The 23,596-nt window shown below is 30.8% G+C and carries 18 protein-coding genes; 16 read left to right on the forward strand and 2 right to left on the reverse strand.

Annotated features, from left to right (window positions below; all coding sequences use genetic code 11):
- The first annotated feature begins 24 nt into the window (after positions 1 to 24).
- The 5 genes from alaS (at position 25) to lpdA (ending at position 9,353) form a co-directional block, all read left to right on the forward strand.
- Complete coding sequence (gene alaS / locus VE128_00715; protein ID HZD84059.1) at positions 25 to 2,658, forward strand: alanine--tRNA ligase; 2,634 nt, start codon at positions 25 to 27, stop codon at positions 2,656 to 2,658.
- A 30-nt stretch (positions 2,659 to 2,688) separates the two neighbouring features.
- A complete protein-coding gene (locus tag VE128_00720) occupies positions 2,689 to 5,394 on the forward strand; it encodes a 2-oxoglutarate dehydrogenase E1 component (GenBank protein HZD84060.1) in 2,706 nt (901 codons plus the stop codon).
- A gap of 17 nt (positions 5,395 to 5,411) precedes the next feature.
- On the forward strand, positions 5,412 to 6,563 hold the full coding sequence (sucB, locus tag VE128_00725) for a dihydrolipoyllysine-residue succinyltransferase (protein ID HZD84061.1): 1,152 nt from the start codon (positions 5,412 to 5,414) through the stop codon (positions 6,561 to 6,563).
- A gap of 4 nt (positions 6,564 to 6,567) precedes the next feature.
- Positions 6,568 to 7,764, forward strand: coding sequence for an ADP-forming succinate--CoA ligase subunit beta (sucC, locus tag VE128_00730; GenBank protein HZD84062.1), 1,197 nt, complete (start codon positions 6,568 to 6,570; stop codon positions 7,762 to 7,764).
- A gap of 185 nt (positions 7,765 to 7,949) precedes the next feature.
- Complete coding sequence (lpdA, locus tag VE128_00735) at positions 7,950 to 9,353, forward strand: dihydrolipoyl dehydrogenase (GenBank protein HZD84063.1); 1,404 nt, start codon at positions 7,950 to 7,952, stop codon at positions 9,351 to 9,353.
- Here lpdA and metE read toward each other — a convergent pair.
- Positions 9,342 to 11,624, reverse strand: coding sequence for a 5-methyltetrahydropteroyltriglutamate--homocysteine S-methyltransferase (gene metE / locus VE128_00740; GenBank protein ID HZD84064.1), 2,283 nt, complete (start codon positions 11,622 to 11,624; stop codon positions 9,342 to 9,344). The two genes, lpdA and metE, sit on opposite strands and share 12 nt — an antisense overlap.
- Positions 11,625 to 11,633: 9 nt before the next feature.
- Here metE and VE128_00745 point away from each other — a divergent pair, with 9 nt between their 5' ends.
- Both VE128_00745 and ftsH read left to right on the forward strand, forming a co-directional pair.
- Positions 11,634 to 13,202 carry a YidC/Oxa1 family insertase periplasmic-domain containing protein gene (locus VE128_00745; protein ID HZD84065.1) on the forward strand — a complete coding sequence of 523 codons (1,569 nt, stop codon included), beginning with the start codon at positions 11,634 to 11,636 and terminating at the stop codon, positions 13,200 to 13,202.
- Between the two features lie 55 nt (positions 13,203 to 13,257).
- Complete coding sequence (gene ftsH / locus VE128_00750) at positions 13,258 to 15,144, forward strand: ATP-dependent zinc metalloprotease FtsH (GenBank protein ID HZD84066.1); 1,887 nt, start codon at positions 13,258 to 13,260, stop codon at positions 15,142 to 15,144.
- A 27-nt stretch (positions 15,145 to 15,171) separates the two neighbouring features.
- Here the strand turns inward: ftsH and dnaK are convergent, their stop codons facing one another.
- Positions 15,172 to 17,061 carry a molecular chaperone DnaK gene (gene dnaK / locus VE128_00755; GenBank protein ID HZD84067.1) on the reverse strand — a complete coding sequence of 630 codons (1,890 nt, stop codon included), beginning with the start codon at positions 17,059 to 17,061 and terminating at the stop codon, positions 15,172 to 15,174.
- 43 nt (positions 17,062 to 17,104) lie between these two features.
- Here dnaK and rplM point away from each other — a divergent pair, with 43 nt between their 5' ends.
- The 9 genes from rplM to rpsJ are packed head-to-tail and all read left to right on the forward strand — an operon-like array spanning position 17,105 to position 23,591.
- Complete coding sequence (gene rplM / locus VE128_00760; protein HZD84068.1) at positions 17,105 to 17,557, forward strand: 50S ribosomal protein L13; 453 nt, start codon at positions 17,105 to 17,107, stop codon at positions 17,555 to 17,557.
- Positions 17,558 to 17,560: 3 nt separating this feature from the next.
- Positions 17,561 to 17,947: a 30S ribosomal protein S9 gene (rpsI, locus tag VE128_00765; GenBank protein HZD84069.1), complete on the forward strand. Its 387-nt coding sequence runs from the start codon at positions 17,561 to 17,563 to the stop codon at positions 17,945 to 17,947.
- A complete protein-coding gene (gene rpsB / locus VE128_00770) occupies positions 17,901 to 18,704 on the forward strand; it encodes a 30S ribosomal protein S2 (GenBank protein ID HZD84070.1) in 804 nt (267 codons plus the stop codon). Before rpsI ends, rpsB begins: the two co-directional genes overlap by 47 nt.
- Positions 18,705 to 18,709: 5 nt before the next feature.
- A complete protein-coding gene (tsf, locus tag VE128_00775) occupies positions 18,710 to 19,465 on the forward strand; it encodes a translation elongation factor Ts (GenBank protein ID HZD84071.1) in 756 nt (251 codons plus the stop codon).
- A gap of 18 nt (positions 19,466 to 19,483) precedes the next feature.
- A complete protein-coding gene (gene map, locus VE128_00780; protein ID HZD84072.1) occupies positions 19,484 to 20,329 on the forward strand; it encodes a type I methionyl aminopeptidase in 846 nt (281 codons plus the stop codon).
- Positions 20,289 to 20,672 (forward strand): 30S ribosomal protein S12, encoded by a 384-nt coding sequence (gene rpsL, locus VE128_00785; GenBank protein ID HZD84073.1) that lies wholly within the window; start codon positions 20,289 to 20,291, stop codon positions 20,670 to 20,672. Before map ends, rpsL begins: the two co-directional genes overlap by 41 nt.
- Positions 20,641 to 21,174, forward strand: a complete 534-nt coding sequence (gene rpsG, locus VE128_00790; protein HZD84074.1) for a 30S ribosomal protein S7 — start codon at positions 20,641 to 20,643, stop codon at positions 21,172 to 21,174. The genes rpsL and rpsG overlap by 32 nt, the downstream gene beginning before the upstream one ends.
- A gap of 15 nt (positions 21,175 to 21,189) precedes the next feature.
- Entirely contained in the window at positions 21,190 to 23,289 is a 2,100-nt protein-coding gene (gene fusA / locus VE128_00795; protein ID HZD84075.1) for an elongation factor G, read from the forward strand.
- Positions 23,286 to 23,591 (forward strand): 30S ribosomal protein S10, encoded by a 306-nt coding sequence (gene rpsJ, locus VE128_00800; GenBank protein ID HZD84076.1) that lies wholly within the window; start codon positions 23,286 to 23,288, stop codon positions 23,589 to 23,591. Before fusA ends, rpsJ begins: the two co-directional genes overlap by 4 nt.
- The last annotated feature ends 5 nt before the right edge of the window (positions 23,592 to 23,596 follow it).

Consider the following 23,596-nt stretch of genomic DNA (forward strand, 5'->3'; position numbering starts at 1 on the left):
AAAAAAATCCAAATATCCAAATAGATGAAATCTATAGAGGTTAGAAAAAATTTTTTAAAATTTTTCCAAAAAAAAATTCATAAAATTATTCCTTCAGTTCCTATAGTTTTAAAAGATGATCCTTCCCTTTTCTTTGTTAATGCTGGAATGAATCCATTCAAAAATTATTTTTTAGGAAATGAAAAACCTCCGTATACAAGGATAGTCGATAGTCAAAAATGTCTTCGTGTTACTGGAAAACATAACGATATAGATGATGTTGGTAATGATACTTATCATCATACTATGTTTGAAATGCTAGGAAATTGGTCTTTTGGAGATTATTTTAAAAAAGAAGCAATTTCTTGGGCATGGGAACTTTTAACAGAAAAATATAAAATTTCTGAAGAAAATCTCTACGTTACTTTCTTTAACGGAGAGCCCAATTTAAATTTACCTGCAGATGAAGAATCATATAACTATTGGAGAGAAATTTTAAATAAAAATCGCATAATCCCATTTGGAAAAAAAGATAATTTTTGGGAAATGGGTTTTACTGGGCCATGTGGCCCATGTTCAGAGATTCATATAGATTTACGAAATCATAAAGAAAAAGCTAAAAAACCTGCTTCAAAATTAATCAATAAAGGACATCCCCATGTAATTGAAATATGGAATTTGGTATTTATAGAATTTTTTCTAAAATCAGATAATTCTCTATATAGGCTACCTGATCGTCATATTGATACAGGAATGGGGCTAGAACGTCTCTGTAGAATTTTACAGAAGAAATCTTCCAACTACGAAACTGATCTTTTTCTTCCATTAATTAGGAAAATTGAAAAATGCATTGGAAAAAAATACGGAGAAGATAAAAATATAGATATTTCTATGCAAGTTTTGGCGGATCATATCCGTGCAGTTTCATTCGCTATTTCTGAAGGCCAGAATCCTTCGAATACTGGAGTAGGATACGTTATTCGCAGAATACTAAGGAGAGCTCTGGGATTCTCCTTCCGATTTTTGGATAAAAAACAGGCTTTTATCTACAAACTTGTAGATACTTTGTCTGATGAAATGGGCGAAATTTACCCTGATATTTTCAGGCATAAAGCATCCATAAAAAAAATTGTTAAAGAAGAAGAAAATATATTCTTGAAAACTATTAATCAAGGAATTATTCGCATGAATCATCTTATAAAAGAATACAAAAACAAAAAAGAAAAATTAATTGACGGAGTTCATATTTTTGAATTATATGATACTTATGGATTTCCTCTAGATTTTTCTAGAATTTTAGCCAGAGAAAACGATTTAAAAATAGACAAAGATGGCTTTGAAAAAGAAATGCTGAAACAGAAAAAACGGTCTAAAAAAGGAGAATATACAGAAAAATTTGATTGGATTGTTCTACTCGAAAATTCTCAAAAAGAGAATTGTTTTTTAGGGTATGATCAACTAGAAATTGAAACTAAAATTAGAAAATTTAGAAAAATGGAAGATTCTTCAGAAAAATATTTCCAAATTGTTTTTGATCAAACTCCGTTTTATCCTGAAGTAAACGGACAACTAGGCGACACTGGTTGGATTCTTAATTCTAATTATGAAGAGAAGATTCATATTTTTAAGACAAAAAAGGAAGAAAATCTCATTGTTCACTTAGTGAAAAATATACCACTGCATCCTTTAAAATTTTTTAAAATACGTGTAGATGCTATTAGAAGGAGAAAAATAGAAAAAAATCATACGGCTATACATTTACTTCATTATGCTCTCAGCGAAATTCTAGGTATAGGAGTTAGGCAAAAAGGTTCTTATATAGGACCAGATAGACTTCGTTTCGATTTTTCTCACTCAGAAAAATTAAGTGTCTCAACTATTGACTTCGTAGAAGATAGTGTAAATAAAATGATTCAAGAAAAACTTACAATAGAGGAGAAGAAAGAAGCTAGAAGAGAAGGAGGAAGATGCATCCGTTTTGGAAATTCAGTGGAACTTTGCAGTGGAACTCACGTTTCTAATACAGAGCATATAGAATACTTTAAAATTCTTTCTGAATCTTCCATTTCCTCTGGAATTCGTCGTATTGAAGCAATTACTTCAATTGAAGTAGTTCGATACCTTAAAAATATATGTAAAAAGTATAACGTACTTCTAGAGGTTTTAAATTTCCCCAATGATCCTATAAAAAAAATAAAAAATCTGTTAGATGAAAATAAGATTTTTAAATCGCAATTAAAAAATATTTCTGGGCAAAAGATGAATTTTTTGAAAAAAAAATTGTATTCTAGATTCTCTAAAAAATTCTCTAAAAAAGTCTCTAAAAAAGAGAGATTAGAGTATTTAAAACTAATTGTTGAAAAAACAGATTTAAATACTGATTCTGTAAAAAAACTTGCTTTGGAGCTTCGTAGAGAAATCCCTAGCCTTATAATTATTTTAGTTTGTTTTCATTCTAAAAAAAAAGTAGTTATTTTTTCCGCTATTTCTGATAATCTTATTCATTATAGGGGCATGAGTGCTTCTGCTATTGTTCAATATTTAGCTACTAATATAAGAGTAAAATTTGGCGGAAAAAGTTTTTTTGCTGAAGCTAAAGTAGATAATCTGGAAGGTTTGGAAGAAGCTCTTCGTAAAGCCAAATTGTTCATAAATTCTATGAACTATTCTTTTTCCTAGAATTTTTTCGTGTAAACTTTTTTAAAAATTATGGAAAAATACTCCTTTTTAAACGCTATACATCCAGAACATATAGAAGAGCTTTATCATAGATATCTGGAGGATCCAGATGTTATAGAACCCAGCTGGAGATCTTTTTTTCAGGGATTCGATTTTTTCCAAGAAAATTACGTTAGAATTAGAAAAAAAGATCGTCTTTTCTCAGAAATTTCTGCTGAATTCAAGGTTATTGATTTGATAAATGCATCTAGAACTAGAGGCCATTTTTTTTCTAGAAAAAATCCTCTACTAAATAAACATCCCGAAATAGACCTAGATTCTTTTGGTTTGTCTGAAGAAGATCTAGATACAGTTTTTAAAGCATCCAAGATAATTGGATTGCCCCCCACTTCCTTAAAAAATATTTTGAAACATCTCAAAACCGTTTTTTGCGAATCTATTGGTATTGAATATATGCATATTCAAGACACTGAAAAAATAGAATGGATACAAAAGTGGATTAATTACAAGGGGAATAATCCCCAACTTTCTTTCGAAAAGAAAAAACTTTTATTTGAAAAACTCAGTGATGCTGTTATTTTCGAAGATTTTCTTCATACTAAATTCATTGGACATAAAAGATTTTCTATTGAAGGAAATGAATCTATAGCACCAGCTCTGTCCGAGCTAGTGGAATATGCCTCTGATTTTTATAAAGTAGAGAATATTGTTTTTGGAATGGCACATAGGGGAAGATTAAATGTTCTTTCCAACCTTTTCAAAAAGAATTTTTCTAAAATTTTTTGCGAATTTTCAGGTAAAGAGTATGAAAATTCTTCTTTTTCTGGAGATGTAAAATATCATTTGGGATTAACTACTATAAAAAAAAGTAGAAGGGGTAATTCCATTCAAATAAATATTACTCCTAATCCCTCCCATCTAGAAGTTGTCGGAGCTATCGTAGAAGGGATTAGTAGAGCAAAAATTGATCTGCATTATGCAGGAGATTATGATAAAGTGCTTCCTATTATCATACATGGTGATGCAGCAATTTCTGCACAGGGGATCGTTTACGAAGTGGTTCAGATGGCCTTCCTTAAAGGATACAAAACTGGAGGAACTATTCATCTTGTTATTAATAATCAAGTTGGATTTACTACCAATTATTTTTACGGTAGATCAAGCATTTATTGTACGGACATAGCTAAGGTTTTGCTTTCTCCAGTGCTTCACGTTAATTCTGAAGACATGGAATCTGTAATACATGCTATTCGTTTCTCCGTAGATTTTAGAATGCGTTATAATCAAGATGTTTTTATTGACTTACTTGGTTATAGAAAATACGGCCATAATGAAAGTGATGAGCCTCGTTTCACTCAAAAATCTCTCTATAGAATAATAGATAAAAAAATTAGCTCTAAAGAGATTTACAGAAAAAAATTAGAAAAAGAGGGGGTAATTGATTCTAATTTTATAAAAAAAGTTGAAGACAAATACAAAAAATCTCTAGAAAAATCTTTCGAAGAATCGAAGAAAATTGAATTCAATAAACTTGATTTTTTTATGCACGATGCCTGGAAAAGTTTTTCAAAATACAAAAAAGTTTTTGAAAAAATTGACACTAGATTTTGCATAGATCGATTATGTGAAATTGGAAAAATAATTTTTACACTTCCAAGTGGAAGAAATTTTTATAAAAAAACTGAAAGACTATTTGATCATCGATATCAAATGGTTTCAAAAGAAAAAATAGTTGATTGGGGAATAGCTGAACTATTAGCATATGGGAGTCTTCTTGACGAAGGATACCATATTCGTGTATCTGGGGAAGATGTGGAAAGAGGAACTTTTTCACATCGTCATTCTTTAATTAAGTCGGAAGATGAAGAACCCTTTATTTTACTCAATTATATAAGAAATGGACAAGGAAAAATTCAGGTTTATAATTCCCCACTTTCTGAATATGGGGTTCTCGGATTTGATTTTGGATATTCTATAACTTCTCCTAATACTTTAACTATTTGGGAAGCCCAATTTGGGGATTTTTGTAATGTTGGTCAAGTCATAATTGATCAATATATTTCTTCAGCCGAAGAAAAATGGAAGATCCAGAGTGGATTAGTTTTGTTATTACCACACGGTTATGAAGGACAAGGAGCGGAACATTCTTCAGCTAGAGTGGAACGTTTTCTTCAGCTTTGCTCTGGAAAAAACATTTTAGTGGCAAATTGCAGTACTCCAGCTAATTTTTTCCATCTTTTGCGAAGACAAATGAAGTTTTCCTTTCGTAAACCATTGATTATTTTTACTCCTAAAAGTATGTTAAGATATTCTCTTTGTTTTTCTTCTTTAGAAGAATTGGCTAATGGTTTTTTTAAGGAAATTATTGACGATGATTATGTGGATCCTCAAAAAGTGAGGAATTTAATATTCTGTTCAGGAAAAATTTATTACGATCTTTTTAAGAAGAGGAAAGAAACTTTCAATGAAAATACGGCTCTAATCCGTTTGGAACAACTTTATCCTTTAAAAGGATCTTGTATTGAAAAAATTTTAAAGCGTTATCCTAGTAAAAATAGAATGATATGGGTACAAGAAGAGCCAGAAAATATGGGGCCTGGGTCTTATTTAATAAAAAGTTTTCGAGAGTTTCCTTGGGAAATAATTGCTCCTAAAGAAAGCTCTGTATCTTCGACAGGATCTTATCAAAACTTTTTAAAAGTACATGTATCTCTACTTGAAAAAGCGTTTCAATAGTTAATTTATTAAAAATTATGATTTTAGAAATAAAAGCTCCTTCTCCAGGAGAATCCATAACTGAAATAGAAATTTCATCTTGGCTCGTAAAAGATGGAAGTTATGTTAATAAAGGAAAAATTATTGCAGAAATAGATTCAGATAAGGCAACATTGGAAATATCAGCCCCAGATAGTGGAAAAATTATCACAAAAGCTAAAAAAGGGGATATAGTATCAGTAGGGGATGTTATTGGGCTAATAGATACCGATTCCACTTTGGAAGAAGCCCCATCCACTTTGGAAGAAGCCCCAGATGTAGCTCCTGCTATACAGGCTCCATCCGCAAAAAAAATATTATATGAAAAAGGAATTTTTATTGATCCAATTAAAGGAGGCAAAATTCTAAAAAAAGATGCTTTAAAGGCAAATATTTCTTTGGGAAGCTTTACTACAAAGACTTCCCGTTCGTTTAAAATCTCTATGCTTTCTAAACTTAGAAGAAAAATCTCGGAAAGATTAGTTTCAGTAAAAAATAATACAGCTATTCTAACTACTTTTAATGAAGTAGATTTGAGCCAAATTTTTTATTTGAGAAATAAATTTAAGGAAAAATTTAAAGAAAGACACGGGGTAAACTTAGGATTTATGTCTTTTTTCACAAAAAGTTGTGTAAGAGCTTTGAAGTTATATCCTGATGTTAATGCAATGATTGATGGAGAAAATAAAATTAGTTTTGATTATTGCGACATAAGTATTGCAATTTCTGGGCCGAAAGGATTAGTTGTTCCAGTTTTGAGAAATGCTGAGTTTATTACCTTTAAGGGAATTGAACAAGAAATAAAACGTCTTTATAGAAGGGTGCAAGAGGGCGTAATTTCTGTTGATGAAATGACGGGAGGAACTTTCACAATAACAAATGGGGGTGTTTTTGGGTCCATGCTTTCGACCCCAATTATAAATCCACCTCAGAGTGCAATTTTAGGAATGCATAAAATTGCAGAACGTCCTGTTGTTATTAATGGTAAAGTCCAAATACGTCCTATAATGTATTTAGCTCTTTCGTATGATCATTGTCTACTTGACGGTAGAGAGGCTGTAGGTTTTCTCCTATCCATAAAAGAATCAATAGAAGATCCCATAAATTATTTGATGGAATCTAATCCAGAAAAATCTTTAGAATTATTCTAGAAAAATGAATGTCCACGAATTTCAAGGAAAAGAAATCCTAAATTTTTTCGGAGTTTCAACTACGAAATCATTTTTGGCTTCTACTGAACAAGAGGCTTTAGAAGTAGCTAAAAGGCTTTCTGTAAATTTCTCCTGTTTAGAATCTTATGTTATTAAAGCACAAGTACATGCAGGAGGAAGGGGTAAATGTGGAGGAGTTAAACTAGCAAAAAACTTAAAAGAGGTTAGAGAAAAGGCCCAGAAAATTTTAGGAATGTATTTAGTTACTCCTCAAACCTCTGAAAAAGGAAAACTTGTCCGAAAAGTTTTAGTTTCTGAAGATGTTTATGATACCGGAACTCTTGAATATTATATTTCTATTTTTCTAAATCGATCCTTAGGAAAAAATATGATTTTGTATTCTACAGAAGGTGGAATGGATATAGAAAGTGTCTCTAATCCAGAAAAGGTTAAAACAGAGATTATAGACTCTGAAGAGATGAAAGCTTTTCAAGCAAGAAAGATTGCTTTTAATCTCCATTTAAAAGGAAAAGCGTTTAAAGCTTTCGGAAAATTTATTACTTCTTTATATAGGGCATATGTTAAAAGTGATGCTTCATTATTGGAAATTAACCCAATGATTAAAACTTATGATGATCGAATTCTAGCTGTAGATGCTAAGGTAGTTATAGATGAAAATGCTCTATTTCGTCATTCTGATTACAAAACTATGCGGGATAATCAAGAAGAAAATACTGAAGAAGTGGAAGCTTCAAAAGCTGGATTAAACTTTGTTAAGTTAAACGGTAATGTAGCTTGTATGGTGAATGGAGCAGGATTAGCAATGGCTACAATGGATATGATAAAATTTTCAGGTGGAAGTCCGGCTAATTTTCTTGATATAGGGGGAACAGCAGATGAAAATCGCATAGAAAATGCTTTTAGCATAATTTTGAAAGATTCATCTGTTGAAGTTATCCTTATTAATATATTTGGAGGTATTGTACGTTGCGATCTAGTCGCAAGGGGCATAATTGCCTGCACAAAGTATCTTTGTGATAAGATTCGTATTCCTATTGTTATTAGATTGAAAGGGACTAATTTTGAAAGATCTAGGGAAATAATTAATCGAAGCGGGTTCCCCTTTCATTCAGTATTTTCTATGAAAGAAGCCTCAGAAAAATTGAAAACTTTATATAAAAGTTCTCCTCCTTCTTTTTAATAAAATATTTGAAACAGGCATCTGAAATACCTCAATATTTTTTCATTAAAGCATTGTATGTATGGAAGTCAAGCAGAATAATGAAAATAGCATCACTCAAAAAAGGCTCTGAATTATGATGAATGAATTATTGAATTGAATAATTATTTAATTTTAATATGATGATGAATTATTGAATAATTAATATGATGAATTATGATATCGTTGTTATAGGGTCTGGCCCAGGCGGGTATATATCAGCTATACGTGCTTCTCAACTTGGATTTAAAACTGCACTTGTTGAAAAATATAATACTTTAGGTGGAACTTGTTTAAATATTGGTTGCATTCCATCAAAAGCTATTTTAGACTCTTCTGAACATTACTATAAATCCCAAAAAACTTTTTTAAATCACGGTATTATTTTTAACTCTCTAACTTTAGATTTTAATCAAATGATTTCCAGAAAGGAAAAAGTAGTAAAGAAAATTCTAGAGGGGTTAAAGTTTCTTCTTCGAAAGAATAAGATAGATATTTATAATGGAGTAGGTAGCTTTAAAGAAGAAAATCATTTGATTGTTTCTCAATCAGATAATATTGTAGAAATAAAATTTAAAAACGCTATTATTTCTACTGGATCTAAGCCCGTTGATTTACCTATTTTAAGAATAGACAAAAAAAAAATCCTTTCGTCTACCCAAGTTCTTTCTTTAACTGAAGTACCTAAACGGTTAACGATTATTGGAGGAGGAGTAATAGGTTTAGAATTAGGCGTAGCTTATCAAAGATTGGGTAGTGAAGTTTCCATTATTGAATCTTCTGATCGTATCATTCCAAAAATGGATAAAGGTATAAGTAAATATCTACAAAAAATTCTAAAAAAAATAGGGATTCAATTTAACCTTTCTTCCTCTGTTAAAGAAGCAAAGTTTAAAAATAATGAAGTCATTATCAAAGGTAAATCACAAGGAGAAAGAGATTTCGAAATCTATGGAGACTATTGTTTATTAGCTATTGGTAGGAGACCTTATACAGAAGGTCTGGGATTACAAAATATTGGAATTGAAATAGATAAGAGCGGGTTCATCCTAGTCAATAAATATTTACAAACTAATGTAAGTAATATTTACGCAATAGGGGATGTAATAGGAGGATCAATGCTAGCTCATAAAGCTGAAGAAGAGGCTTTATTTGTGATAGAACATTTGTCTGGACAAAAACCCCAGAAAATTAATTATAATCTTATCCCTGTAGTAATCTATACATGGCCTGAAGTAGCATCTGTCGGATTTACAGAAGAACAATTAAAAAAGAAAAATATACGCTACAAAATAGGAAGTTTCCCAATGTTTGCTTTGGGACGTTCTATATCAAGTGGAGATGTAGAAGGATTTGTGAAAATATTAGCATCTGAAGATACAGATGAGATACTGGGGGTTCATATGATTGGGGCAAGAGCCTCAGATATAATTATGGAAGCTGTAATAGCAATGGGATTTAGGGCTTCTTCTGAAGATATATATAGAATTTCTCATCCACACCCAACTTTTTCTGAAGTTATTCGAGAAGCAGCACTTTCTGCTTTTAATGGTAATCCTTTACATATTTAGTTTTTCCCTAGCTATTTGAGCAGCTTTTACCATATTTTTTAGGGATTCAATTGTTTCGGGCCATTTTCGGGTTTTTAGTCCACAATCTGGATTAACCCAAATTTTTTTCCAGGATAAAACCACAGAAGCTTTTTCAAGTAAGGAACACATCTCCTCTATTGAAGGTATTCTAGAAGAATGAATATCATAAATACCTGGACCAATTTCATTGGGATATTTGAAATTATAAAAAGCCTTTAATAATTCCATATGAGAACGAGCGTTTTCTATGGAAATTACATCCACATCCATATTAGCAAGATATTCTAATATATCGTTAAATTCACTATAACACATATGAGTATGAATTTGCGTTTCATCTTTAACTACGTTAGAGGAAATATGAAAAGCTTGAATGGCCCAATCAAAATAATTTTCCCATTTTTCTTTTTTCAGGGGTAATCCTTCCCTTAAAGCTGGTTCATCAATTTGAATAATCTGTATTCCAGCTCTCTCTAAAGACTGTACTTCATCCCGTATTGCCCAAGCAATCTCTAAAGCTGTTAAAGATCGGTTTTGATCATTTCGTACAAATGACCATTGCATAATGGTAACCGGACCTGTTAGAATTCCTTTTATAGGCTTTCTAGTTAGGCTTTTAGCAAAACTAGACCAATATACAGTTATATCGTTAGCCCGGCTAACATCTCCATAAATAATAGGAGGCTTAACACATCTACTTCCATAACTTTGAACCCATCCATTTTTTGTGGATAAGACCCCATTAAGTTGTTCTCCAAAATATTCCACCATATCGTTTCTCTCGAACTCTCCATGTACTAAAACATCTAATCCAATTTCCTCTTGGATTTTTATAGACTTTTTGATGAACTTTTTAATGATTCCATTATACTCTTTTTGAGAAATAAGTTTATTTTTAAATTTATATCTAAGACTTCTTAGATCAGGCGTTTGAGGAAAAGATCCTATAGTTGTTGTTGGAAAATTCGGTAATAGAAGTTTTTTTTTCTGAATTTTCTTCCGTATTTTGAAAGAATTTTTACGTTTAAGATCCTTTTCCATTAGCTCCATCTTTACACGATCCTTAACACTTTTATTGTGAATAAATGCAGATTTCTTAGACCTTTCTTTTTTATTTATTTGAAGCAAATTGGTTTCCCCTTTGATGATTCTATCAAGATCATTAAGTTCTTTAAGTTTTTGCTTGGCAAAAGCCATTCTTTCTTTAAGATCAGGATGAATTTTATATTCAAAATCCAAATCCATAGGAACATGGATGAGAGAACAACTTGGAGCAAGCATTAAACGTTCTTCACCTAAAACCTCCTTTGCCTTTTTAATTTTTTTTATTGATTCCGTATAATCATTCTTCCATATATTTCTTCCGTCGACTACGCCTAGTGAAAGAAAACAATTTTTAGGAAAAAATTTTAATATTACATCTAATTGATTAGGATTTTGGATTAAATCAACATGAATAGCTTCTGTAGAAAGATTAAATGCTAAATCTATATTTAGATCAATACTTTCAAAATAAGTACTCAAAATAATTTTTAATTCTGGAGCGTGTTTTTTGATTTCTTTGTAAGCATACAGAAAAGCTTTTTTATCTTTTTCTGTTAGATGAAAGGATAAAAAAGGTTCATCTAATTGTATCCACTCTGCACCAAGATTTTTAAGATTATTTAAAACATCTATATATACTGTTATTATTCTTGAAATTAAGTCAATTCTATAAAAATTATCTTGTTTTTCCTTACCTAATAGGAGATAGGAAATAGGTCCAATTAAAACTGGTTTAGCTTTTTTACCTAAAATTTTTTTAGCTTGGATGAATTCATCAAAAATTTTTTTCGAAAATAGGAAAAAAGTCTGAGAAAACGAAAACTCCGGAACGATGTAATGATAATTGCTATCAAACCACTTTGTCATTTCCATAGCAGAGATATCTCGTTTATTTTTTTGATATCCTCTTGCCATTGTAAAGTATAAGTCTATAGGTTCGACCTCAGATAGTAATGAAAAATATCTCTGGGGAATTGCTCCGAGCAGAAAAGACATATCTAGTACATGATCATAAAAGCTAAAATCATTACACGGAATAAGGTCTAATCCAGCGTCTTTTTGTATCTCCCAATTTTTTTGACGAAGTTTTTTGGAAAAATCCAAAAAATGTTTATTACAGATACTTCCAGCCCAATATTTTTCACAATTTTTTTTAAACTCTCTATGTACCCCTATTCTTGGATAGCCCAGATTATGTTTTAACATTATTGTTTTATGCTAAAAGATCATTTGATTGTAGGATCCATTTTTATTGGATTAATCGTCACTATTTTTCTCTATTTTAATCCTATTCTTCAGGAAAAGAAGAAGAGCCTATATAAGAAAAGGGATAGGGAAATTGTTTTTTACAAACTTTTTTGGAAAAAAGATCCTTCTTCTATTAATAGAAAAACAATTTTGGAAAATGATGTATTGAAAATAGAAGTTTCTAATATAGGGGTAAAAATTTACTGTATTGAGTTAAAAAAATTTAAATATGACAAAAAGCATTTAATGCTTTCAAAGGAAAAAAGTTTTCTTTTTGATTTATACATAAGTTTGTTATCGAAAAAAGAATCTACAATTAATACTTGTTACTTGAATTTTACCCCAAAACTAAAAGAGGAGAGAGACTATTTACAGCTAAGTTTTAAGTCAAATGTCCTTGAATATGTTTATATATTTAGGAAAAAAATTCATTATGGAATAGATCTCTATATGAGAAGCAAAGGTAAAATAAAGCACGTTGATATTAATTGGAGGCAAAAACTTTTTAACCTTGAAAATGAGGAAAACCCATCTACTAAAATATTCTACTCTTTTGGACTTAAAAAAAGAAAAATTTATTTTTTTAGGGGTTATAGAAAAAAGTGTCTACCCTATGCTAATTGGTTTGCTTTCAAACAAAAATTTTTCGCATCTATTTTATCTACTAAAAAAACTTTAAAAAAGATTCATATAGAATCCCAATCTTTAAAGAAAAAGTCTTTTTTAAAATATTTTTGCATAAAATCTACCTTAGATTCAAAAGAAAACGAAATTAATTTTTCCGCAATGTTGTATTTTAGTCCACTTGACTTTAATTTTCTGAAACACATAGGGGGGAATCTTGAAAAGATCATTCCTTTTGGATGTGGAATATTAAAGTGTATAAATAAATATTTTTTCTTATCAATTTTTAAAATTTTAGAGAATGCACCCATCAATTATGGTTTAATTATTATTTTAATTACCTTATTGATGAAGGTAGTTCTTTTCCCAATTATTTACAAGCAGTATAAATTCAATTTAATAATGAATATCATCCAAACAGAATTAGATCAGAACTCTTTAAAGAAACAGCAGGATATTTACAGAGAAATTGGCATTAGTCCAATTTCAGGGGTTATTTCTTCTTTTCTACAACTTACCATTTTTTATTCTCTATTGATATTTTTTCCCAATCTTCTGAATCTAAGAGGAAAAAGTTTTCTATGGGTAGAAGACTTAACCTATTATGATTCTATTTTAGAACTACCTTTTAGAATACCAGTGTATGGAAATCATGTGAGTTTCCTTACTTTTATATCCGCTTTGGTTTTTTTTGTATATACTTATTACTCAAATATATCCAGGACAGACTTTATAACATATTATGGATTATATATTTTGATGTTATTATTCATAAACAACTCTGCTTCTGCTCTTTCCTTATATTACATAATGGCTAATATAATTAATATATTTTTTTTATTTTTCATTAAGCATTTTATTTTTTTGGACGAAAATAAAATTAGGAAAAAAATTAATCTAAAAATTTTTTAATTTATTACACTACTTTTTTTTTTCTAGATTATTCATTAAAAAAAAAATTTAAAGTATGGAAAAAAAATCTAAAAATAATATATTTTGTATATACGCAATTATCCTATTTTTTTTAATAGGAGTATTTGTTTACTACAAATCTTCCTTCTCTAAGATTAGAAGGATCGATCAGGATAAGTTTTTTCAAATACTATCTTTGGGAAAAATTGAAAAAGTTACTGTTCATCGTAAAGAAATAGTTGATGTATTCCTAAAAAAAAGGAAGATTTCTAATGATAAAAAAAATGGATGTTTTTTTTCAAAAAAACTAAAAAACATTATAAGTTTTCCAAAATATGAATTTGAAATTGGAGATCTTCAATTCTTTCAAAATAAATTCGAGGAATATAGAAGAATATATCAACTTAATACAATTATTGATTTCAAAAACAATCAGGAATGGCCTATAATAAGGGTTATTTTAGATTATAGCTTTTTTATTGTATTATTTATTTCCCTTTGTATTTTCGCAGCTAGAAGAATTATTCCAGGAGGAGGAGGACATATTTTTAATATTGGAAAATCTAAAATACACTCATTTGAGTATACAAAAATTAAGTTTGATGATGTTGCCGGAATGGAAGGTGCGAAGGAAGAAGTTAAGGAAATTGTTCAATTTTTAAAATATCCTCAAAAATATACTAGACTTGGAGGAAAAGTTCCACGTGGTGCTTTATTAATAGGACCACCTGGTTCCGGTAAAACTTTATTAGCAAAGGCAGTAGCAGGTGAAGCAAAAGTCCCTTTTTTTCCATTAGCCGGTTCTGAATTTGTGGAAATGTTTGTTGGTGTAGGAGCTTCAAGAGTAAGGGATATTTTTGACCGAGCGAAAATGAAATCTCCATCAATTATTTTCATTGATGAAATTGATGCAATAGGTAGAGCTCGAGGAAGGTCTAGTATCAATGGTTCTAATGACGAAAGAGAAAATACCCTAAATCAATTACTTACTGAAATGGATGGTTTTGATACAAATACAAACGTAATAGTAATAGCAGCTACAAATTGTGCGGAAATATTAGATAGAGCTTTGCTTCGTCCGGGTCGATTCGATAGAACTATTATAATAGACCTACCAGAACTAAACGAACGTAAAGAAATATTTAAAGTACATCTGAAAAAGATTGTTTTTTCTGAAAATATAAATATTGATTTGTTAGCACAACAAACTCCTGGATTTAGTGGAGCTGATATTTCTAATATTTGTAATGAAGCAGCTCTAATAGCTACCAGAAAAAACAAAGAAAGTGTAGAAAATCAAGATTTTCTTGATGCAATCGATCGTATTATTGGGGGACTGGAAAAAAAAGGTAAAATAATTACGACAAATGAAAAAAAAAGAATTGCTTATCATGAGGCCGGGCATGCTGTCGTAAGTTGGTTGCTTCAACATGCTGCTCCATTAGTTAAAGTTACTCTAGTTCCTAGAGGTAAATCACTGGGATCTGCTTGGTATCTTCCAGATGATAGAAAAATTATTACTAGAGAACAAATGAAAGATGAAATATGTGCTCTTTTAGGAGGTAGAGCTGCCGAAGAAAATATTTTCAATGATATTTCGACTGGAGCTTTGAATGATTTAGAGCGTATAACAAAACAAGCCCAATCTATGGTTTCTATGTTTGGGTTAAACGACCGGATTGGAAATATTTCGTATTCCAGTCTTCAAAATGGTGTTGAGTATGTTTTTGTAAAACCTTATAGTGAAAAAACTGCTCAAATTATAGATGAAGAAGTATCAAAACTTATAAATACTCAGTATCAAAGAGCTAAATCTATACTTAATAAAAATAAGGAAAAATTGGATCTATTAGCAGATAGGCTTTTAGAGCAAGAAGTAATTTTCAAAGAAAATTTAGAAGAACTATTCGGTAAAAGACCCCAGAGTTGGGGCACCACGTAATGTGATTTAATTACGTGGTGCAATTAATTATTTTACTTCTTCGAAGTCTACATCTTGAACCTCTGATTTTTTGTTTTTGGAGGTTTGTTCTGTTTTCTTTTCTGTGTTTTCAGTATTTTTCTGATTATAAAGGTCCTTATAAAAAACAGAACAAACATCGTTAACTTCTTTCATAGAAACTTCTATTTCCCCAATTTTTTTCTCTTTATGAGCCTTCTTTAGCTTTTTTAATGCATTCTCCACTTTTTCTTTACTTTCTTTAGATAATTTTTCTCCATATTCTTTTAGATTCTTTTCAGTTTGAAAGATTAAGTTATCTGATGCATTTAATTTTTCAATTTCTTCTTTAGTTTTTTGATCCTTAGCTGCATTATCTTCAGCTTCTTTCTTCATTCTTTCAATTTCTTCCGAACTTAATCCTGTAGAAGCTTCAATTCGTATGGATTGCTTTTTGTTGGTACTTTTATCTCTAGCTGAAACGTTTAAAATACCATTAGCATCTATATCAAAAGTTACCTCAATTTGAGGAATACCCCTTTGAGCTGGAGGAATATCTATCAAATCAAAACGACCTATCTCTTTATTATCTTTAAAGAGTGTACGTTCTCCTTGTCCTACGCGAATAGTAACAGCTGGTTGATTATCTGATGCAGTAGAAAAAACTTCTGATTTTTTTGTTGGAATTGTAGTATTGCTTTCAATTAGTTTTGTAAATACTCCTCCGAGTGTTTCTATACCTAATGATAGGGGTGTAACATCTAACAAAAGAACATCTTTCACATCACCTGAAAGAACTCCTCCTTGAATTGCTGCGCCAATAGCGACTACTTCATCCGGATTAACTCCCTTTGAAGATTTTTTACCAAAAAAAATCTCCACTTCTTTTTGAACCTTGGGAATTCGTGTAGATCCACCGACTAGAATAACCTCGTCAATATCTCGATAGCTCAAACCAGTACTTTCTAATGCTTTTTTGCAAGGATCAATGGATCGTTGAATTAAACGTTCCGATAATTGTTCAAATTGAGAACGTGAAAGACTCATTACTAAATGCTTAGGTCCTGAATCAGTAGCTGTTATATACGGCAAGTTTATTTCCGTTTTAGCTCCCGAAGAAAGCTCAATCTTAGCTTTTTCTGCAGCCTCTTTTAATCGTTGTAAAGCCATCGGATCCTTTCTAAGATCTATTCCCTCATTCAAGATGAATTCCTCTGCTAGAAGATCAATTATAATTTGATCAAAGTCATCTCCCCCTAAATAGCTATCTCCATTTGTTGATAAAACCTCGAAAACACCATCCCCAAGTTCTAGAATAGATATATCAAAAGTTCCTCCTCCAAGATCATATACAGCAATTTTTTTATTTTCTTTGCTCTTATCTAATCCATAAGCTAGGGCTGCAGAAGTTGGTTCATTAATGATTCTTTCTACTTTTAATCCAGAAATTTCTCCAGCTTCTTTAGTTGCTTGACGCTGTGAATCATTGAAGTATGCAGGAACAGTTATTACTGCACGACTAATTTCTTGTCCAAGATAATCTTCAGCAGTCTTTTTCATTTTCTGAAGAATCATTGCTGATATTTCTTGAGGAGAATATAATCTCCCATTTATGTCCACTCTTGGAATATTATTTTCCCCTTTAACCAATTTATAAGGAATATGGGTTCCCTCCTCTGATATTTCAGAAAATTTTCTTCCCATAAAACGTTTAATGGAGAAAATAGTTTTTTCAGGGTTTGTGACAGCTTGTCTTTTAGCTGGATCTCCGATTTTCCTTTCCCCTCCATCTACAAAGGCTACAATGGAAGGAGTAGTTCTTTTTCCTTCTGAATTTGGTATAACGACGGGATCATTTCCTTCCATTACTGCAACACAAGAATTTGTCGTACCTAAATCTATGCCTATTATTTTACTCATACTCATTTTTTTTTATATGAACTTATATTATTTAATTAAAAATATGAAAACGTTAAATTTTAGAACTATTCTGGAAAGTAAAATTTCTAAAAAAGAAATTGTAGTACTTGATGCAAATGGACTGAGGCTAGGGCGTCTAGCATCTAAGATAATAAAAATGATTAGAGGAAAACATAAAACTAATTACACCCCAAATTTAAATAACGGGTATAGTGTGATGGTTATTAATTCCAATAAGATTTACTTAAGTGGAAATAAATGGAAAAAAAAATGTTACATACGTTATACAGGATATCCTGGTGGAAAAAAAACGGAACCCGCAAAATTTATATTTGAGAGAAATTCTAAAATTTTAATAGAAAGAGCTGTAAAAGGAATGCTACCAAAAGGTAAATTAGGAAGAGAAATTCTAAGGAAAAACCTTTTTGTTTTTCCAGGTGAAAAACATAAATTTGCTTCGCAATATCCTAAAATTTTGAATTTAAAAGACATTTAATTAATGAGTCTACATCACTCCATAGGAAGAAGAAAATGTGCAATTGCCCGTGTGTATTTAAAAGAAGGAAAGGGTAAAATGAAAGTTAACGGAAGAAATTATAAAGAGTATTTCAGTAATTATATTTTTCTGGAGAAGCTTTTAAAAGCTTTTTATTTTACAGAAAAACTGGAAAAATTTGAGGTTAGGATTAATGTTTCTGGCGGAGGAATAAATGGGCAAGCTGAAGCATGCAGATTGGCTCTTTCTAGGGCTCTTTGTTTGATCAATCCCAAAAATAGGAGTATTTTAAAATCACATGGATTTTTATCTAGTGATTCCAGAAAAGTAGAACGCAAAAAATTTGGACAAAAGAAGGCAAGAAAAAAATTTCAATTTACCAAGCGGTAAGATAAATAAAATTTACAAGAAAATGCAAATAAAAAATGCTAAAATTCAACAAGAGTTTTTAAAGGCTGGGGTTCATTTTGGCCATTTAACTAGAAAATGGAATCCTAAAATAGAGCCTTATATTCTAATGAAAAAAAAGGGAATTCATCTGATAAATTTATCTAAGACAATTAAAAAGCTTGAAGAAGCTTGCAATTCTTTAAGGACTATTGCTTCTTTAGGTCAAAAAATTTTATTCGTATGTACGAAAAAACAGGGTAAATATGTTATTGAGGATTTTGCCCGCACAGTAAATATGCCTTATGTTACGGAACGTTGGATTGCAGGTCTTCTTACGAATTTTTCAACTATTCGAAAATCGATAAAAAATATGGATGATATGGAAAACAAGAAAAAGGAAGGAATTTACGATATGCTCTCAAAAAAAGAACGACTATTTGCAGATAGAATTCAGGAAAAACTTAAACGAAATCTAAGTTCCATATCTAATCTTAACCAGATACCTTCTGCTCTTTTTATCGTAGATATTTGCAAAGAACATATAGCTTTATCAGAAGCTAAAAAGCTTAAAATACCTGTATTCGCTATGGTAGATACCAATTCTGATCCAACAAAGGTTGATTATCCTATACCATCTAACGATGATTCCTCTAAATCTATAAGAGTAATTGCATCCTATATTTCAAAATCTATTTTGGAGGGATTTAATTTAAGAAAAACAGAAAATGAGGAAAATCTGTATGATTTTGATCTTTAAAAAAAATGTATCAAGTAAAAATTTCACAAATTAAAGAGCTTAGAAAAAACACAGGAGCTGGAATGATGGATTGCAAAATGGCACTTCAGGAATCTTTGGGAGACTTAGAAAAAGCCATTGGAATACTTAGAAAAAAAGGTAAAAGGATTATTAAAGAACGTTTACATATAGGAACTAACGAAGGAATCTTAACAGCTAAGGTAAATTCGGAACATAATTTAGGAATCATTATTGCATTAAACAGTGAGACTGATTTTGTTGCTAGAAACGAGAATTTCGTTAAATTATCTACGAAAATAGTGGAGAAATCTTTCTTTGTTAAAACAAAAGAAGAGTTATTGAATAGTTTTTATTCAGAAAACTTGACATTTCAAGAAAAAATTGTAGAGCAAGCTGGTTTTTTCGGAGAAAAAATAGTATTAAGCCATTTTCAAAAAGTACAAGCTTCTTTTGTTAATTCTTACGTACACACAGGAAATAGAATAGCAGCATTGGTTGGTTTTTCTCATGCTTTTACGGGTATAAAGGAAGTATCTAAAAATATAGCAATGCAAATAGCATCTATGAATCCTTCTTCTTTAGACCCAATTATAGAAGAAAAATCAGGAAAAAGAAGAATTATTGATGGAAAGTTAATTAACTTATTTTCTGAAGTTACTTTATTGAATCAATCTTATATTCTGGATAGAAAAATAAAAGTAAGAGAGTATTTGAAAAGTTTTGATCTAAAAATTGTAGATTTTATAAGGGTTAGTTTATGAATTAAAGCGCTTAGAATGATGATTCATCTTAAAGAAAAAGAGGAAATTATTTTGATTCGTAAAAGTGCGATTCTTGCTTCTAAAACACTCGGTATGATCTCATCTGAGATAAAACCAGGAATTAATACACTTTATTTAGATCGTTTAGCAAGAGAGTTTATTCAGGATTATGGTGGTATTCCAGCTTTCTTAGGTCTTTACGGATTTTCTCATACAATTTGTGTATCTCCCAACGAGCAAGTTGTACATGGAATCCCTAATAATAAGCCGTTACTTAATGGAGACATTATTTCTATTGATTGCGGAGTTTTTATGAACAATTTTTATAGTGATCAAGCTTACACTTTCGAAGTGGGAGAAGTCTCTTTTAAAGCCAAAAGGTTATTAAAAATAACTAAAGAATCTTTATACCTAGGCATAAAATCTTGTATAAAAGGAAATTTTATTGGAGATATTGGATATGCTATTCAAAATTACGTTGAGAACAATGGATTTACAGTAGTAAAAGAATTCACAGGGCATGGATTAGGCAGAAAAATACATGAGCCCCCTTTAGTTCCTAATTATGGAAAAATTGGTAAAGGAAATAAATTAAATGATGGGCTTGTTCTAGCCATAGAACCTATGGTTAACGAAGGAACTAATAAAATAAAATTTCATACAGATAGATGGACAGTTTCCACTCTAGACAAAAAACTATCTGCACATTTTGAACATAACGTTGCTATAATTGACGGTTTTCCTAGATTGCTTTCCACTTTTAAATATATTTATGAAGTTTTGAACATTGAATCTTCAGAAGAAGAAATTTTTGCTTACAATAATGCCAACAATACAACAACTCATAAGAAAGGGGAGGAATAAAACGAAAAAAAAGAGTAAATCCCTTGTTCTAGATTCTTGCCCCCAAAAAAAAGGAGTATGTACACGGGTCTACACAACTACTCCTAAAAAACCTAACTCAGCAATGAGGAAAGTCTGTAGAGTAAGATTAACTAATGGAAAAGAAGTAATTGCTTACATTAGAGGTGAAGGGCATAATCTAATGGAGCATTCTATAGTTTTAGTTAGCGGAGGGAAGATTGCTAGAGATCTTCCAGGAGTTAGACTTCATGTAGAGCGTGGTTGTTTAGATACAGAAGGTGTATCTAAACGAAAAAAAAGTAGAAGCAAATATGGAACCAAACGTACTAAAGAAAAAAAATAAATCATTTATCTATCAAAAAGATTATTTAAGAAAATTAAAAATTAGAAAAAAAACATATTTACCGGATTCTAAATTCAATGACCCCTTAGTTACTCGCTTTGTTAGTCATATTATTAAAAAGGGAAAAAAAACCTTAGCATATAAGATATTTTATGATTCTATGAAAAGCATAGATTTAAATAAAGGAAATCAAAAAATGGGAGCATTAGAAATTTGGAAAGAAGCTTTAAAAAATGTTATGCCTCATGTTGAAATAAAAGCTCGTCGTGTTGGAGGATCCAATATACAAATTCCTGTTATTCTACCTTCAGAAATTAAGATAACCAGAGCTATCAAATATTTAATTGAATCTGCAAGAAAAAGAAAAGGAAAGTCTATGGCAGATAGATTAGCTATCGAAAGTATAGCTGCGTCAAAAGGTGAAGGAATGGCCGTTAAGAGTAAAGAAAATCTACAAAAAATGGCTGAGGCAAATAAAGCATTTTCACATTTTAGATTTTGATGATTCTATTTTTTAATGGAAAAAATACTAAAATATACAAGGAATATAGGAATAGCTGCACATATCGATGCAGGAAAGACAACAACAACAGAACGTATTCTTTTCTATGCTGGAATTACGCATAAAATAGGGGAAGTCCATAATGGAGAAGCTACTATGGATTGGATGGAACAAGAACAAGAAAGAGGAATTACGATAACTTCAGCAGCCACTCGTTGTGAATGGCTGTATAGTGAAAAAAAATATAAAATCAATATAATTGACACTCCAGGTCATGTAGATTTTACTGTTGAAGTGGAAAGATCTCTACGGGTGTTAGATGGGATTATTGCACTTTTTAGTGCAGTAGAAGGAGTTGAACCTCAATCAGAAACTATTTGGAGCCAAGCGAATAAATATCGTATCCCTCGCATCGGATTCGTTAATAAAATGGATCGTAAGGGATCTGATTTCTTTGAAGTTTGTCGTCAAGTAAAAGAAATTCTTGGAGGAGAGCCTTTGCTTTTGCAAATACCAATAGGTAGGGAAGAGTATTTTGAGGGCGTAGTTGATTTAATTTCTAATAAGGCTTTAGTATGGAATGAAGATGATTTTGGTATGACTTATAAAGAAATTCCAGTTCCTATAAATTTAAAAAAAAAGGTTAAAGAATATCGTAGAATACTTTTAGAGAAGATTGTCGAATACAATGAATCTTTAATGGAGAAATTTTTTGAAGATCAAAATTCTTTATCAGAAGAGGAAATTATTTCAACGGTAACAAGAGCTACAATTAACATGAATATAACGCCAATGTTATGTGGCTCCTCTTTTAAAAACAAGGGAGTACAATGCGTATTAAATGCAATATGTCAATTTCTTCCTTCTCCACTTGATAGGAAAGAAATTATTGGAAAGAATCCAAAAAATGAAAAAGAAGAAAAGCGGAGCCCCGGAAATAATCAACCTTTTTCAGCATTGGCTTTCAAAATTTCTACAGATCCATACGTAGGTCGTTTAGCCTTTATTCGTGTTTATTCAGGGACTCTTTATGCAGGTTCTCATGTTCTGAACTCCCGTTCCGGAAGTAGAGAACGCATATCTAGAATATATCAAATGCATGCTAATAAGCAAAATCCAATTGAAAATATTGAATCAGGTGATATTGGAGCTGTCGTTGGTTTTAAAGATATTAAGACTGGAGATACTCTTTGTAATGAGAATTATCCCATTGTTTTAGACAGTATATCCTTTCCTGATCCAGTGATAGGTTTAGCTATCGAACCTAAGTCTAAAGCTGATCAAGATAAGATGAATTTAGCTCTTTCTAAATTATCAGAAGAAGATCCTACTTTTCAGGTACGTAACGATTTATCAACCGGTCAAACAATCATTTCTGGAATGGGGGAACTTCATTTAGAGATTCTAATTGATAGAATGAAGCGAGAATTTAAAGTAGAAGTTAATCCAGGAAAACCTCAAGTTGAGTATAAAGAATCTTTAACTTCTACGGTTCATCATCGAGAGGTGTATAAAAAGCAAACAGGAGGACGTGGAAAATTTGCAGACATTATTTTTTATTTAGGACCAACTGAAAAAGGAGAATCTGGCTTAGTATTTGTAAATAAGGTGAAAGGGGGAAATATTCCGAAAGAATTCATTCTATCTATTGAGAAAGGATTTAGGGAGGCAATGAAAAATGGTCCTTTAGCTGGGTATGAAGTAGATTCTATGAAACTTACTTTGATAGATGGTTCACATCATCCAGTAGATTCAGATCAGCTTTCTTTTGAACTCGCTGCTAAAATAGGATTTAAAGAATCTGCAAAAAATGCTAATCCCATTCTTTTAGAACCTATTATGAAGTTAGAAATTGTTTCACCCGAAGTAAATATTGGAGATATTGTTGGAGACATTAACCGACGTAGAGGAATAATGCAAGGCGTAGAAGATAAAAATAATACTAAGATAATTAAAGCTAAAGTTCCTCTATCAGAAATGTTTGGTTATGTAACTTCTCTTCGTACTCTTTCTTCTGGACGAGCTATATCCACTATGGAATTTTCTCATTATGAAAAGGTTCCATTCAACATATCTGAAAAAATAATCGAAAAATCAAAAGTAAATAGAATATGAATAAAAAAATTAAAATAAAATTGCAGTCATATGATCATATATTGCTAGATACATATACTAATAAAATTTTAAAAACTGCATTATGTTCTGGATCTATTATTCATGGCCCTATTCCCTTACCTACTAAAAAAAAAATTTATACTGTTTTGCGTTCTCCACATGTTAATAAAAAATCTAGGGAACAGTACTTATTGCCCAAACATAGGAGATATTTAGAAATAGTTAACGCTAATTCTATAACTGTTGAAGCAATGATGAAAATAGAATTGTATAGCGGAGTTGAAATTGAAATTAAAGTTTAAGCATC

Source organism: Candidatus Angelobacter sp., assembly GCA_035643775.1.
Lineage (GTDB): Bacteria > Bacteroidota > Bacteroidia > Flavobacteriales > Blattabacteriaceae > DASQPV01.